Here is a 14,455-nt window from a genome sequence, read left to right as displayed (position 1 = left end):
AAAAATGATTGTTTTTTATTTTTCTTGAAGCCAATTTGGCCAAAATAAATATCTTTATGGGACAACAAAGCTGCTGATTCAAGTATGGAACAATATTTGGCGATTGATTCAGCAATAGTATATAATTAGGTAAGAAATTTAAAGAAAGAAAAATATGACTATTTGGTTTTTATTGATTGGTATCGGTATCGTCAGTATGATCGTACAGACGAGGTTTAGGAACAAGTTTAAAAAATACTCCGAAATGCCCCTGACGTCGGGTCTGTCCGGTGCAGAGATCGCCCAGAAGATGCTACATGACAACGGTATCTATGATGTCAACATCATATCGGTAGAAGGACAACTTACGGATCACTACAATCCGGCAAACAGAACGGTCAATCTAAGTCCGGAAGTGTACCATGGACGTAGCGTCGCAGCAGCGGCTGTAGCGGCACACGAATGTGGTCACGCCGTACAACACGCTTCGGCATACACTTGGCTGCAGTTTCGTTCGGCGATGGTGCCTATCGTCAGCGTTGCCTCGAAGATCACATCCTTTACCTTGATGATCGGTGTGATGTTGGCTATTTTTTCGAATAGCTTCTTGCTATTGACCATCGGAGTCATTGCTCTGGGCGTGACTACTTTGTTCAGTTTCGTAACCCTTCCGGTTGAATTTGACGCGTCCAAACGAGCATTGACCTGGTTGGATCGTGCCAATATTACCCACAATGTTCCTGAGCACGACGGAGCCAAGGATGCATTGAAATGGGCTGCCATGACCTATGTCATCGCTGCACTATCCGCTTTGGTCACTTTGCTCTATTATGCAAGTATCCTGTTGGGTAGAAGGGATTAGAAATTTTACCTTTTGTAGAGACGTAAGATTTTACGTCTCTACAGAATAAAAAAAATAATAGCCTGTTTTTGAGCAGGCTATTATCTTTTTTCCTAAATTGCACACCTTATAAATGACTATGTAGAAATGAGCGCGACAGAACAACTTTCAATTCGCGTAGAGCCAACACAACAATCAAGACTCTCGCAGGTAGACTTCAACAATTTAAAATTTGGACAAATCATGTCTGACCACATGTTAGTGGCAGAATACAACCATGGCCAGTGGGTGGATGTGAGCATCGTACCTTATGGCAACCTGTTCATCAGCCCCTCCATGTCTTCCCTGCATTACGGACAAGCCATCTTTGAAGGCATAAAGGGATACAAATTTGCCGATGGTACGGTAAGCATCTTTCGTCCAGACAAGAATTGGGAACGCTTCAACAAATCGGCCGTACGCCTCCAGATGCCAGAAGTACCGGAAGAAATCTTCATGGACGGTCTGAAAAAACTATTGGACGTGGATAGGGATTGGGTTCCATCCAAAGAAGGCACATCGTTGTATATCCGTCCCTTTATGTTTGCGACCGAAGCAGCTTTGGGTGTACACCCTTCTGTCTCGTACAAATTCTTGATCATCACGTGCCCTGTAGGTGCTTATTACAGCAAGCCCATCAGCCTAAAAGTGGAAACATACTATACCCGGGCGGCTGAAGGCGGTGTAGGTTTTTCGAAAAATGCAGGAAACTACGCCTTATCCCTATATCCTACCCAATTGGCCAATGACGAAGGTTACGACCAGATCATGTGGACAGATGCTAAAGAACACAAGTATATCGAGGAAGCCGGTACAGCAAACTTGATCTTCCGTATCGGTGACAGCATCATCACACCGCATGGAGATACTATCCTCCACGGCGTGACACGACGAACAATCATGGAATTGGCTGAAAAATGGGGTTATAAAGCCGAGCAACGAAAAGTTTCTGTACAGGAATTGATCGACGGTATCAAGGCCGGAACCGTATCAGAGGCTTTTGCGGCCGGAACCGCAGCAACCATCACCCATATCGACAGGATAGGTTATGAAGGACAGGATTATCATCTCCCTCCTGTAGAAGGACGTGAATTTTCAAACAAAGTACTGGATTATCTCAACCAGCTGCGTTACGGGAAAATAGAAGATCCTTTTGGATGGAATTTCACGATCTAAGCTTTATTTTTATTTTTTTATTAAAATTTCTTGGATTTTTTAAAAAATATAATAATTTTGTGCGGCAATGATGACTGAAAACAAATATCAATTTTGGTGGTGGCCTGAGTATAATACGTCGGGTAGCTAGCATTTTGGTATTCTTGATAAAGATTTTCATAATCAACCAAAACCATTCAAATTAAAGCCCGACAATATAGTCGGGCTTTTTTGTTAATGAAAATTGCTAGTTTGAATCAATACTTTTTGACTTTTTATTTTTGACTTTTTACTTTGATAAGATGAAATACACATTCAAGACACCGTATAAAAAAATATTGGCAGACACAACGACGCCTGTCAGTATCTATCTAAGACTACGTGATACATTTCCAAATAGTCTCTTGTTGGAAAGCTCGGAATATCACAGTCGGGACAATAATATCAGCTATATCTGTTGCCAGCCCATAGCAGGCATCACACTGGATCAAGACACCTTGCAGATCGCTTACCCCGGAGAGCAAAAAATATACAAAAAAGCCAGTGAAATAGATCTACGTAAAGAGGTTTCAGATTTTAGGAAAACATTTCACAGTGATGGAATCCCCGGTGTAAATGTGATTTCAAACGGTCTTTTCGGCTATTTCACATTCGATACGGTCGCACATTTCGAAGACATCACGCTGACGGCCAAGGTGGAAGAGAGTCGAGCCATTCCTTTTCTACAATACCATGTCTACAAGTATGTCATTGCGATAGACCATTTCAGAAACCAGCTGTATATCTTCGAAAACCTGTTGGAAAACGAAGAAAGTGAACTGGAACGCATGGAGTATCTGATCCAAAACAAGAATTTCCCCGAATATTCCTTTCAGGTCAAAGGCGAAGAAACTTCCAATATGTCGGACAGTGACTTTCGTAACCTGGTCGTCAAGATGAAAGAGCATATCCAACGTGGGGATGTATTTCAGATCGTACCATCAAGAGGCTTTGCTACAGCCTTTGCTGGTGATGAGTTCAATGTATACCGTGCCCTGCGGTCCGTTAACCCCTCGCCCTACCTATTCTATTTTGACTACGGGGACTTCAAGTTATTCGGTTCGTCTCCGGAAGCACAGTTAACCATCAAAAAAAACGAAGCAACCATTTATCCTATTGCAGGAACATTCAAACGTACGGGAAATCTGGAAGAAGACGAAAAAATAGCCGAAGCCCTTAAAAACGATCCAAAAGAATCAGCCGAACATGTCATGCTCGTAGATTTGGCCCGAAACGACCTAAGCCGGCATTGTACCGATGTACAGGTCAAATCCTATAAGGAAGCTCAATATTACTCGCACATTATACATTTGGTATCCAAAGTCTCGGGACAGTTGCATGCCGATGCCAATCCATTCGATGTCGTCGGGGACACCTTTCCGGCCGGGACACTATCCGGAGCCCCCAAGCATATGGCCCTGACCTTGATCGACCGTTACGAAGGGCTTCAGCGCTCTTTCTATTCCGGGGCATTAGGCTACATGGGTTTCAACGGAGATTTTAACCATGCTATCATGATACGTTCCTTTTTAAGCAAACAAAGTGTATTGCATTACCAAGCGGGAGCAGGTATCGTATTGGACTCGGATCCGGAAAAAGAACTACAGGAAGTCAACAATAAGATTGCCGCATTGCGCAAGGCATTGGAAATAGCACAGGAGATATGATACGACCATTGGAATACTGCCTTACATTACCTCACCTAGAGGCCTCGATAGCCACGATAGACCAACGTATTTTAGAATTGTTGGACTTGAGGGAGAAATATGACAATCAAGCAAAAAGTTTGCAACAGGAAAACGAAAAAATAGAATTTAAGAAAAAAACGTCATTTCGATAAGGAGGTACGACGAAGAGAAATCTATGGACATATAGCGCGTTAATTTCCTTTTCATTCATAGATTTCTCTCTTCGTTCGAAATGACGACAAACTAACTACCTCTAATTCAGCACAAACATCAAAGAAAAAGAATTAGAAAGCACCGATGAGCAAAACTAAAATATTAGTAATCGACAATTACGATTCATTTACTTACAATCTGGTACATCTCCTACAAGAATTGGGAGAAGATTATGAAGTCGTCCGAAACGACAAATTCACATTGGATTATGTGGACGATTTTGACAAGATCCTTCTATCGCCCGGCCCCGGCATCCCCGAGGAAGCAGGGTTGCTGATGGACGTCATACGTACCTATGCCCCCACAAAAAGTATTTTGGGGATATGCCTTGGCCAACAGGCTATTGCAGAAGTTTTTGGAGGAACACTCTTCAATATGCCCAAACCCTTACATGGCGTAGCGACAGACATTATCATCACGGACGATACAGAAAAGTTGTTTCAAGATTTTCCCCGCAATTCCAAGATCGGCCGTTACCATTCTTGGGCGGTAGAAAAGAATACCCTTCCCGATACATTAAAAATCACAGCTCTCGACCCCGATGGCATCATCATGGCCTTGTCACATACGATATACGATGTACGCAGTGTACAATTCCATCCCGAATCGGTGTTGACAGATAATGGAAAGAAGTTGATAGAAAACTGGTTGAAATAAATTTGAAGATGGGGTAATTTGGAGATGAGAAAATGATTTAATTTCAAAGTCTTACATCTTTTTTAAGATAGACAGTGTATCTAAATACTTTGTACTAAATACTATAAAATGACTATACTCGATAAAATCGTAGAAAAGAAAAAACAAGAGGTTGCTGAAGCCAAAGCTCAGGTTTCTCTTGCTGAACTGGAACAATATCCTCTATTCGGGCGTACCTGCTATTCATTGAAAGACAGTATCCTCGACCCGCAGAAAACAGGTATTATCGCCGAGTACAAACGAGCTTCTCCTTCAAAAGGGCTGATCAACGGAACTTCTACCGTGCAAGATGTCGTGTTGGGCTATCAAAATGCCGGAGCGTCGGCCATCTCGGTGCTGACTGATCCGGATTTCTTTCAAGGAAGCCTAGCCGATCTGACTGCCGCCCGGGAGGCATTGACCATTCCCCTGCTCCGTAAGGAATTTATTGTAGATACGTATCAGATTGCCGAAGCAAAGGCTTACGGAGCCGACATCATTTTGTTGATTGCGGCCTGTTTGACAGAGGAGGAGGTCGAATCCTTTTCACAGTATGCCAAGTCTCTGGGGCTGAATGTCCTGCTCGAAGTACACAACGAAGAGGAACTGCACCGCAGTATCTTTGACAGCATTGATGCTATCGGTGTCAACAACCGCAATCTCAAAGACTTCAGCGTGTCCTTAGCACACTCCCACGATCTAGTCGATCAGATTCCGGATCGGTTTATCAAAGTTTCCGAAAGTGGCATTTCAGATCCTTCAACTATCCGCGATCTGAAAGAAAGAGGGTTCCAAGGTTTTTTGATCGGTGAAAACTTTATGAAAACAGGGGATCCGGGAGCGGCTATGGAGGAGTTTGTACAACAGCTTTAACTATATATGATTCCTTATTCATAGTGTCCCCTAAGTGAGTAGACATACAACTTGTCTTCCTGCACGTGATAAATATAACGATGCTCCTTCGTGATTCTTCTTGACCATTTAGGAGCAAGGTTGTATTTAAGTGCTTCAGGCTTACCTATACCTGAGTAGGGCTTATCCAAAATTGCTCTTGTGAGTTCAGCTATTTTTTTGAGAACAGCTCTATTTCCTGTTTTTACCCAATATGCAAGGTCCTCATCAGCCTTTGGAAGATAGATTATTTCCATAAGCTATCAAGCTCTTCCAAGGTTACAACCCTTCCTTTTCCGTTTTTGAGATCTTCATCGCCCTGTTGGATTTTTTCAACAAATTCCGGATTATAAGGGTTTTCTCCTTTAGTCAACTCAAATTTTATCTTCAACGCCTTCATAACAGCCTTTAATGCTTCTATTTGGGAAGTATCATCCGTATATGCTGTGATATTTATTGCTTTCATCTGTTCTTTTTTTAACTCCCTAATCGCTGTCTTATACAAAGTTACAAATTTTATGTGAAGAGACTTAACGTTTAAAACTTTTTCAAGACAACTGGTCTCACCATGGGGTGTCCGAAAAGGTCTGAGAACTTATACCTGGTCATCATTTCGGACAGCCTTCTGTTTAGGTTTCGGCAAATAGTCGTACCTTTGCAAAATGTCCATAAAGATTGGCGATAAGATTGATCTGGGAGAGTTTCCATTGCTGTTGGCTCCGATGGAGGATGTCAGCGATCCACCATTTCGTTACGTATGCAAACAAAATGGTGTGGATCTGATGTATACGGAGTTTATCTCGTCTGAGGGGTTGATCCGTGACGCGGCTAAATCCCTCCAAAAATTAGACATTTTCGAATACGAAAGACCGATAGGCATACAGATCTTCGGAGGAGATATCGAACACATGCGCCAATCTGCCGAAATATGTTCAAGAGCAAACCCAGATCTGATCGACATCAACTACGGTTGTCCGGTCAAAAAAGTAGTTTGCAAAGGCGCCGGATCCTCCTTGCTACAAGATATAGACAAGATGGTCGCTATGACCAAAGCTGTGGTCAATGCTACGCACCTCCCCGTGACGGTCAAGACGAGGCTAGGTTGGGATGACAACACAAAGAACGTCTACGAAGTAGCCGAAAGGTTGCAGGATGTAGGTATCAAAGCACTGTCCATACATGGACGCACACGTGCACAGCTGTACAAAGGCCAGGCCGATTGGACAATGATCCGCGACGTGAAACGCAATCCCCGGATCAAAATTCCGATTTTTGGCAACGGTGATGTCGATTCGGTCGAAAAAGCTGCCGCATGGCGTCAGGAATACGAAGTCGACGGCATTATGATCGGCCGTGCTTCTATCGGTTATCCATGGATATTCCGGGAGATCAAGCATTTTTTTGAGACCGGACAACGTCTCGAAGGCCCTACTATTGCCGAACGTGTGGAAGTATGCCGTACCCACCTCATCAAATCTATTGAATGGAAGGGAGACAAAACCGGTATTTTCGAGATGCGCAGGCATTACGCCAATTACTTCAAAGGTATCCCCAATTTTAAGGAATACCGCATGAAGTTAGTAAGCCTTTCATCCTATACGGAAATATTGGAGGCACTGGAAGAAATCAAATACAATTTTGCGGAAGAAGCTGTTTAAGCTTAAAACTTATACCCTACACCGAGCATCCATTTTCCGACCAGGGGTTCATTCGGGCCATCGTAGAAAAGCCTTCGCCCTACACCACCGCCTATTTCGAAGATGATATTTTTCTTCAAGACCCATTTACCGCCCATGCCTACACCAAAACCAAACGTCGTCTCGCGTGTAGAAGGTGTATTTTCCTTCTCAAAGGACTCCTCATACTCTTCACTGCTCGTAATCGGAAAAAACGCTTCCAGAAAAAAGCCACTCGCATATCGCTGTCCCAGGTACATCCGGGCATAAGGGGAGATCTGCACAATCTCATCCATGGCCCCAAGTCCCAAAAGCGCATGTACACCCACACCGTAATCTGCATTCAAGATCCGTTCATAGGAAGCATTCAATGCAGGTGCAGCAATCAAAAAGATAGGGTCAATAAGCACATCGTTCTTTCTTTCATACGAAACAGTACGGGTTGAATCCTGGGCAAAGAGTGCCCCTGAAATACATAGTAAACAAATTAAAAGTAAATTTTTTCTCATCCTACAAATATATAAGTTTATCCTGCTATAACGGCTCCAAGAAGCTCAGCGCTACAGGGTAAATGTCTGCCTGTCCGGTAGGCAGGCATCTTATTTTTTATTGATGGTATAAAGGGAGGTTTTCTTTATCACTTTCATACCGCTCAATGGCCGCGGAGGCCTAGTCCTTGGAAGCACCCAAGGACCAAGGTGCTGTGTCCAATCAATGTGGTCTGTCGCACAGGCTTCCGCTCACGACAGCCATACCGTCAAGGCTGGGAAGAATTCCGAAGCTAGGGTGGGGCTTCGGAAATATCCCCTAGGCCTTGGCCTACCCACCGCCCCCGGTATCTCCTGTCGTCTGCCACCACTTGTGATTGGACGGGATACGTTCTACATCGGATAGCTTATCCTTGCATGTAATGTACTGATGTGCAGGTAAAGCAAATCCGTATTAGATGACGAACCGTCCATTTCACCGGCATCGGGAGGGATAGCCCTGCAACGGGAGGCTGTGCGGCGGGATGCCCCTAGCTCCGTTCAGTTTTGTCGAAGGGTTGCCGGGGAATGGCCCTAGGGAGACAAAACCAAGGGCAGCAGTTGCAGGGTTATTGAGCGAGGGCCTCTGTGACAAGATGCATTGAAATGGACAAGCCTTTTGGTGACTTTTGGGCTTCAAAAGTCACGAGGCCGTCCGCCGGAGAGGACGGAGAGGATATGGGCAGGAAACGACAACAAAATGTATCTAAAATAAACCTCCGTTTTAATCCCACATCATTTTATTACAAAAAAACAATTTTGATGCGTTCACCCTACACAACGCCACAGCCCTTAAGTTTATTTTCCTTTCTTCACCAAGAAGGTGCGGATAAATTTTCTTTCCGCAAAAAGAATAATGATACACAACGCCAGCAACAAGAAATTCCCTATCCAAAAATTGCTATCAAACACAAAGAAACTGACCAACGAAACCGCCAATCCCCCGACAAGATAGGATCCTATCTTTAAAAACCGATAAGGGATCGGATAATATTTCTGTCCCCAAAACGCAGATAGACCGACCATAACCAGATAGACAATACTCGTGGAAGCCACCGCCCCTACATAAGAATAGCGTGGGATAAGGAGGACATTCAATACGATCGTCAACAGGGCCCCTATACCGGAAATATACAATCCATATTGGGTCTGATCCGTCAGCTTGTACCATACAGATAGGTTCATATATATACCCAGCAGCACATAATTGAATAGAATGACCGGCACCACCTTAAGCCCCGACCAGTACACCCCCGGATCTGCTTCATTACCTTTGATAAAATATTTAAGCCAGTCCAGGTTGACTGTCATACCTACCATGACCAACACCATCAGCAATACAAAATATTCCATAATTCGGGCATAGGTTCTCGGAGCATCCTCCTGCTTGGCATAGGAAAAGAAAAAAGGTTCCGCCCCCAACCGAAAGGCCGTCACGAACAAATTCAAAAATACGGCAATCTTGGCCACGGCACCATAAATACCAAGCTCAATCTTACCTTGGTCTCCCGGCAATAGCTTCGGAAAAAACATCTTGTCGAGATTTTCGTTGATAATAAACGAAATATTAGCCACCAAAATCGGGAAACTATATCTCAGCATGGATGTCATCAGAGCCTTGTCAATCCGTAATCGGAAGGTCAGTATCTCGGGCAACAACAACAGCAGGGTCACACTGCTGGCCAATAAATTGGAAATAAACACATAGCCTAGCCATCCCTCTATAAACCACCCCTCCGCAAACCTGGCCCAAAAAGGTGAAGTGTGTACCCAAGACGGCAAAAATACAATGAAGAACAAATTGGCAAAGACCGTAATAAAGATATTGATAAACTTGAGATAGCTATATCGAATAGGTCTACCGTGGGCCCGCAGCATAGCAAAAGGCACTACGGCCAGTGCGTCTGCAACCAATATCAACGCAAAATACTTGATATACTTTACATAATCATCTATGGGGTCGCCATCTGCAAACCATGTGGCGAGTGGCCGGGTAAACAAGAACACGGTCAATAGCAGCAGTGACGAGGTCAGCAGTGTGACCACGAAGCTATTGTTATAGACCTTTCTCTTATCCTTCTCTTCTACCTTTTGCAGGTAACGGAAAAAAGTAGTTTCCATCCCAAATGCCAATAAGGCATTGAGTATGGACACCCATGCATAAAAATTGGAATAAACCCCGTAGACACCTGCATTTTTGAACTTGTCCAGGTATATTGGGGTCATCAAAAAACCCAGCATCCGTGATACAATGGTCGTAAATCCATATATCACCGTATCGCTTACAAATTTTTTTATACTTGACACCCCCAGAAGTTATTTAACGAATCCTTTTACGGACTTCAAAATTCTTAAAACCTCGTACGATCTTCTCTTCGGTATAATCCACCGCTTCTACTTCTGCTCGCTCGGGGCCCTCCTTACAAAAATCCAACAAAGCCTCCAATCCAAAATCATCCCCTTCGGCCTCTATATAGACCGAACCATCATCTGCATTCATCACAAAACCCTTAATGCCCAACTGGTCAGCGACAGCTTTGGTCGTCAATCGAAAATACACACCCTGTACCTTTCCCCTGACTCGGATATTCCAATGTTTCATGCAAGCAAATGTAATCAATTTATTAGGGGAACTTTTCCAAAGTTTGAACTTTGGAAAAGTTTTGTCTAAACAATACGCTCGACTTTAACATCCTCTGTCAAGTGAAGCTGCTTCATATTTTTGAGCAACACCAGGCCCGGAGTCTTCCCGACTTCCAAAGATCCCAATTGATCTCCCATACCCAAAGCTTTTGCGCCATTGAGTGTAGCCCATTGCATGGTCTTGACAAAATCCAGTTCAGGATAATGCCGGTGCAACACTTTCAATTCTTCCAAAATATCCAGCGTATCATTGGATGCCAGACTGTCCGTACCGATAATTATATCCGCACCGTGATTTATGACGGACAACCTAGGTAGCGTATCCTCAATATACAGATTAGCCTTGGGACAAATACACAACGCAACATTTCGCCGCGTCCGAAGGGCAAAATCAATGTCTTTCACTGTCGTATAGGTATTATGCACCAATATCACCCTGTTGGTGGAGGGGAGATAGGGAAGGAAATATTGCAGAGAAGCCCGGGCCTGTGGTTTAAAATGGGATATATCTACTCCTATTTCTTTATAAAATCTTATAAAATCCCCTTTTGCATACCGGAACAATATATTCTCCTCTTCACTCTCCTGATTGTGTATACTGATGATATTTCTTTCAGACACGGATTTTTTAAAAGCTGTCAGCATAGACTTTGAGCAGGAATAAGGTGCATGCAATGTGATAGACGAATGGAGATGGTCAAAATAAAATTCGATTTCTTTTGCTTCATCTATTTTTTGTCCGACGACCTCTTCCTGCAATCCGATGATCTCTACAAACGTATGGTACTGTATTTTACTTTTTTCTTTGATGTTGGCAGACAGCGCGGTATTCACATGATCACCGACTGCCTGTATCCCATTGTTGTACATCATCTCATCTGCCTTCTTCATGGCCTTTTCAATTTCTTCCTCACCAGCCGTCGGATTGCGATGACGCATCACGTACAGAAGAAAATCCACCAATCCCTGCTTTTCGGGTACATGCCCTTTGAGATAAGATAGCTCAAGATGGCAATGTCCATTGATAAAACCGGGCACCAATACTCCTGACAGCTTACGCACTTCTGCTTCTATCGGAGCCTCATCACTATTATACACTCCTTTGATCACACCGTCTTGATCGATCGCTACAACACCATTTCGTATCGGTGGCGAGGAGATAGGCAAGACATAATCTGCTGAAAAATACTTTAACATTCTCTCTATATTATAACACTTATCCAAACACTGTATTTTATACAAAATACCAAAATATCCCTAATTATTAAATTAAATACTGCAAAAAAGATTCCAAACTAAATTCAGCCCGAGTTAATTTATTTTAAATCGTGGTAAATAATAGAGTAAGACTTCCGGAATTTTAGAAGGTTTAGAAGTCTTTCAACCAAATACTTTTTTATAATTAAAAAATCAACTATCTTTGCATCATCGAAATAGGGGTGCCTTGTTCTATGAACACGAATAAAGGCTGAGATTATACCCTGTCCTGCCAAAAATGCAGGACATACCTGATCTGGGTAATGCCAGCGTAGGGAAAGGGCGGTTAAATTAAGCGCTATTGTAACCCCTTGCAATAGTGAGGTTTAACTCAAAATTTTATTTTATTATGTTAAAAAAGTTTTATGCCTCTTGGGCATTCTGCTTCATGGCGTTGCTAGGCTTCGCACAACATGACGTATCTATCAGGGTCGTCGACAATCATCATCAAGTATTGGTAGGTGCTACCGTGACATTGGACAGGATCAGCAAACAAACTGACGAACGAGGTATAGCCTCTTTTGCTCAAACGAGTGACAAGACGCTCCCACTACAGGTCACCTATCTGGGTTATCGGCCACACAATGGTCGAATTTCGACCAACCAGGCCCAACACTCCATCACATTGGAAGCCCTACATCTACAAACGGGCGAGGTGTTTGTGTCCGCTACACGTGCCGGAGAAAATGCTGCGACAACCTTCAAGAATATCAACAAGGATGAACTACGGCAAAATAACCTGGGCCAGGACATTCCATACCTGTTGGAACAAACTCCCGGTATGGTCATCGGTTCGGATGCTGGTGCCGGAATCGGCTACACCTCCATGCGTATCCGAGGGTCAGACAATCAGCGGATTAATGTGACATTGAACGGCATCCCACTCAATGATGCGGAAAGCATGGGTTCCTTCTTTGTCAACTTACCGGATTTCGCATCCAGTGTAGAAAGCATCCAGATCCAGCGCGGTATCGGTACATCGACCAATGGTGCAGGCGCTTTTGGTGCTTCACTCAATATCCAGACAGACGCTTTGGAAGAAGGCCCGTATGCTGAACTCAACAACTCTTTTGGGTCTTTCAATTCTTGGAAAAACACGGTTAAGGTAGGGTCGGGATTGATTCAAAACAAATATGCTTTCAACGCGCGATTGTCACGTATTGCTTCGGACGGCTATGTCGACAGGGCAACATCCGATCTCAAGTCTTTCTATGTAGATGGAGGGATTTACACCGACAAGCATATCCTGAAAGCCACCGTCTTTTCCGGCAAGGAGAAAACCTATCAGGCTTGGAACGGTATCTCTGAGGATAAACTGGAAAGCGATCGCACGTATAACGGATTCACCTATGATAACCAGACGGATAACTATACACAGACACATGCTCACCTGCATTATACGAGCTACTTTAATGATAAAGTCAATCTGAATGTTGCGGCACATTATACCCGTGGAGCCGGTTATTATGAAGAATACAGAGAAAATGATAAATTTTCAAACTACGGCCTAGAAAATGTTTTTATCCGCAACGAGGACGGAGATGTCTTGTCTGAGATAAAAAGGTCGGATATGGTGCGCAGGAGATGGCTTGACAATCACTTCTATGGCCTGACTTATTCCTTGAACTACAAGGCTTCCGATCAGCTCAATCTGACTTTTGGAGGTGCCGCAAACCAATACCTGGGTGACCACTACGGACAAGTCATTTGGGCACAATATGCCTCAAACTCGACAATAGACAGCAAATATTACCTCAACGATGCCAAGAAAACCGACATCAACTTATACGCAAAGGCAGATTACCGCGTAAACAATTGGTTGTTCAATCTGGATCTGCAGGGACGTCACGTCAATTACAAGGCTTCGGGAGATGACAATAAAATCAAAAACTTCAGCTTTGAGGACGACCTATCCTTCTTTAATCCGAAAATCGGAACCACCTATTTTATCAATGGCCATTCCAATATCTACGTATCCTACGCCTATGCCGGTAAAGAACCCGTCCGTAAGGATTACGTAGAAAACCCGAGGAATGAATTCCCCAAACCAGAACAAATGCAAGACATTGAAGCTGGATATCGCTTCCGCAACGAACAGTTCAATGTCGGTACAAACCTATATGCCATGCTGTACAAAGACCAACTGGTACCGACAGGGACACTGAACGATACAGGAGGAGCTTTGCGTTTCAATATTCCGGACAGTTACAGAATCGGTATAGAACTTGACGGATCATGGGCTATCCATCCCATGTTTACCTGGAGCGCCACAGCAGCATTGAGCCAAAACAAAATCAAGGATTTCGTGGAGTATATCCCTGTCTACAACGAAGATTGGGAAAAATTGCACGAAGAAACAGTCGAACACGGCACAACGAATATTGCGATGTCCCCTTCGACAGTACTATCCAACGATTTCACTTTCAAAGCAACAAATACACTGTCTTTCAGCTTGTTGACCAAATATGTATCTCGTCTGTATCTGGACAACACCTCTGCCACGGAGCGTAGCATAGATCCATATTTTGTGAACCATATCCGAGCGTTATATACCTTCAAAGCTTTAGGGTTGGAGCGCGTCGACCTGAACCTCACGGTCAATAATATCTTCAACAGCAAGTACGAAACATCGGGCTATACCTGGCGCGAAATGTACCAAGGCTCTACGGATATAGCACATTACAATTACTATTACCCACAGGCCGGCACCAACTTTATGTTGGGTCTGAATATCCGGTTTTAGTTCTCCTCTGATCTCGTCCTGCTCCTCATCAGGGTGGGGAAAGGAGAGAAATATTAAAAAACCAGTCAGGTTTCAAAAATCTGACTGGT

14 protein-coding genes and 1 riboswitch are annotated in these 14,455 nt (G+C 43.6%); of the genes, 8 read left to right on the top strand and 6 right to left on the bottom strand.

The window, feature by feature from the left end:
• Positions 1-154 precede the first annotated feature (154 nt).
• From G5B00_RS05530 to trpC, 5 genes are all read left to right on the top strand, one after another.
• A complete protein-coding gene (locus tag G5B00_RS05530) occupies positions 155-841 on the top strand; it encodes a zinc metallopeptidase (RefSeq protein ID WP_163872267.1) in 687 nt (228 codons plus the stop codon).
• A 126-nt stretch (positions 842-967) separates the two neighbouring features.
• On the top strand, positions 968-2,035 hold the full coding sequence (locus tag G5B00_RS05525; protein WP_163872266.1) for a branched-chain amino acid aminotransferase: 1,068 nt from the start codon (positions 968-970) through the stop codon (positions 2,033-2,035).
• 281 nt (positions 2,036-2,316) lie between these two features.
• Positions 2,317-3,720: an anthranilate synthase component I family protein gene (locus G5B00_RS05520; RefSeq protein WP_163872265.1), complete on the top strand. Its 1,404-nt coding sequence runs from the start codon at positions 2,317-2,319 to the stop codon at positions 3,718-3,720.
• 318 nt (positions 3,721-4,038) lie between these two features.
• Positions 4,039-4,611 carry an anthranilate synthase component II gene (locus tag G5B00_RS05515; protein WP_163872264.1) on the top strand — a complete coding sequence of 191 codons (573 nt, stop codon included), beginning with the start codon at positions 4,039-4,041 and terminating at the stop codon, positions 4,609-4,611.
• Positions 4,612-4,719: 108 nt separating this feature from the next.
• Positions 4,720-5,502, top strand: a complete 783-nt coding sequence (gene trpC / locus G5B00_RS05510; protein ID WP_163872263.1) for an indole-3-glycerol phosphate synthase TrpC — start codon at positions 4,720-4,722, stop codon at positions 5,500-5,502.
• Between the two features lie 14 nt (positions 5,503-5,516).
• Here trpC and G5B00_RS05505 read toward each other — a convergent pair whose 3' ends face one another.
• Both G5B00_RS05505 and G5B00_RS05500 read right to left on the bottom strand, forming a co-directional pair.
• The gene (locus tag G5B00_RS05505; protein WP_163872262.1) at positions 5,517-5,777 is read right to left on the bottom strand and encodes a Txe/YoeB family addiction module toxin; all 261 of its coding nucleotides are present in this window, start codon (positions 5,775-5,777) and stop codon (positions 5,517-5,519) included.
• Positions 5,768-5,986: a DUF2683 family protein gene (locus tag G5B00_RS05500; protein WP_163872261.1), complete on the bottom strand. Its 219-nt coding sequence runs from the start codon at positions 5,984-5,986 to the stop codon at positions 5,768-5,770. The genes G5B00_RS05505 and G5B00_RS05500 overlap by 10 nt, the downstream gene beginning before the upstream one ends.
• Before the next feature lie 196 nt (positions 5,987-6,182).
• Between G5B00_RS05500 and dusB the strand changes: the two genes are divergently transcribed.
• Positions 6,183-7,178: a tRNA dihydrouridine synthase DusB gene (gene dusB / locus G5B00_RS05495; protein ID WP_163872260.1), complete on the top strand. Its 996-nt coding sequence runs from the start codon at positions 6,183-6,185 to the stop codon at positions 7,176-7,178.
• A gap of 2 nt (positions 7,179-7,180) precedes the next feature.
• Here dusB and G5B00_RS05490 read toward each other — a convergent pair whose 3' ends face one another.
• A complete protein-coding gene (locus G5B00_RS05490) occupies positions 7,181-7,705 on the bottom strand; it encodes a hypothetical protein (RefSeq protein ID WP_163872259.1) in 525 nt (174 codons plus the stop codon).
• A gap of 205 nt (positions 7,706-7,910) precedes the next feature.
• Here G5B00_RS05490 and G5B00_RS05485 point away from each other — a divergent pair, with 205 nt between their 5' ends.
• Positions 7,911-8,090 carry a hypothetical protein gene (locus tag G5B00_RS05485; protein WP_163872258.1) on the top strand — a complete coding sequence of 60 codons (180 nt, stop codon included), beginning with the start codon at positions 7,911-7,913 and terminating at the stop codon, positions 8,088-8,090.
• Between the two features lie 431 nt (positions 8,091-8,521).
• Here the strand turns inward: G5B00_RS05485 and G5B00_RS05480 are convergent, their stop codons facing one another.
• The 3 genes from G5B00_RS05480 to G5B00_RS05470 all read right to left on the bottom strand — a co-directional run bounded on the left by G5B00_RS05480 (position 8,522) and on the right by G5B00_RS05470 (position 11,563).
• Positions 8,522-10,030, bottom strand: a complete 1,509-nt coding sequence (locus tag G5B00_RS05480; protein ID WP_163872257.1) for a lipopolysaccharide biosynthesis protein — start codon at positions 10,028-10,030, stop codon at positions 8,522-8,524.
• 13 nt (positions 10,031-10,043) lie between these two features.
• Positions 10,044-10,325: an acylphosphatase gene (locus G5B00_RS05475; RefSeq protein WP_163872256.1), complete on the bottom strand. Its 282-nt coding sequence runs from the start codon at positions 10,323-10,325 to the stop codon at positions 10,044-10,046.
• A gap of 65 nt (positions 10,326-10,390) precedes the next feature.
• Positions 10,391-11,563, bottom strand: coding sequence for an amidohydrolase family protein (locus tag G5B00_RS05470; protein WP_163872255.1), 1,173 nt, complete (start codon positions 11,561-11,563; stop codon positions 10,391-10,393).
• Positions 11,564-11,791: 228 nt separating this feature from the next.
• A riboswitch (TPP riboswitch) is annotated at positions 11,792-11,919 on the top strand.
• Positions 11,920-11,972: 53 nt separating this feature from the next.
• Between G5B00_RS05470 and G5B00_RS05465 the strand changes: the two genes are divergently transcribed.
• Positions 11,973-14,366: a TonB-dependent receptor gene (locus G5B00_RS05465; protein WP_240894395.1), complete on the top strand. Its 2,394-nt coding sequence runs from the start codon at positions 11,973-11,975 to the stop codon at positions 14,364-14,366.
• Positions 14,367-14,455 lie beyond the last annotated feature (89 nt).

This window comes from Parapedobacter sp. SGR-10 (genome assembly GCF_011030405.1).
Lineage (GTDB): Bacteria > Bacteroidota > Bacteroidia > Sphingobacteriales > Sphingobacteriaceae > Sphingobacterium.
The sequence above is the reverse complement of the archived record's forward strand: the minus strand, read 5'-3'. Positions and strand labels throughout refer to the sequence as shown.

Excerpts from the sequence above, each read along its gene's own strand:
- G5B00_RS05530 (WP_163872267.1), top strand. The coding sequence starts at position 155 with ATGACTATTTGGTTTTTATTGATTGGTATCGGTATCGTCAGTATGATC.
- G5B00_RS05525 (WP_163872266.1), top strand. The coding sequence starts at position 968 with ATGAGCGCGACAGAACAACTTTCAATTCGCGTAGAGCCAACACAACAA.
- G5B00_RS05520 (WP_163872265.1), top strand. The coding sequence starts at position 2,317 with ATGAAATACACATTCAAGACACCGTATAAAAAAATATTGGCAGACACA.
- G5B00_RS05515 (WP_163872264.1), top strand. The coding sequence starts at position 4,039 with ATGAGCAAAACTAAAATATTAGTAATCGACAATTACGATTCATTTACT.
- trpC (WP_163872263.1), top strand. The coding sequence starts at position 4,720 with ATGACTATACTCGATAAAATCGTAGAAAAGAAAAAACAAGAGGTTGCT.
- G5B00_RS05505 (WP_163872262.1), bottom strand. The coding sequence starts at position 5,777 with ATGGAAATAATCTATCTTCCAAAGGCTGATGAGGACCTTGCATATTGG.
- G5B00_RS05500 (WP_163872261.1), bottom strand. The coding sequence starts at position 5,986 with ATGAAAGCAATAAATATCACAGCATATACGGATGATACTTCCCAAATA.
- dusB (WP_163872260.1), top strand. The coding sequence starts at position 6,183 with ATGTCCATAAAGATTGGCGATAAGATTGATCTGGGAGAGTTTCCATTG.
- G5B00_RS05490 (WP_163872259.1), bottom strand. The coding sequence starts at position 7,705 with ATGAGAAAAAATTTACTTTTAATTTGTTTACTATGTATTTCAGGGGCA.
- G5B00_RS05485 (WP_163872258.1), top strand. The coding sequence starts at position 7,911 with ATGTGGTCTGTCGCACAGGCTTCCGCTCACGACAGCCATACCGTCAAG.
- G5B00_RS05475 (WP_163872256.1), bottom strand. The coding sequence starts at position 10,325 with ATGAAACATTGGAATATCCGAGTCAGGGGAAAGGTACAGGGTGTGTAT.
- G5B00_RS05470 (WP_163872255.1), bottom strand. The coding sequence starts at position 11,563 with ATGTTAAAGTATTTTTCAGCAGATTATGTCTTGCCTATCTCCTCGCCA.
- G5B00_RS05465 (WP_240894395.1), top strand. The coding sequence starts at position 11,973 with ATGTTAAAAAAGTTTTATGCCTCTTGGGCATTCTGCTTCATGGCGTTG.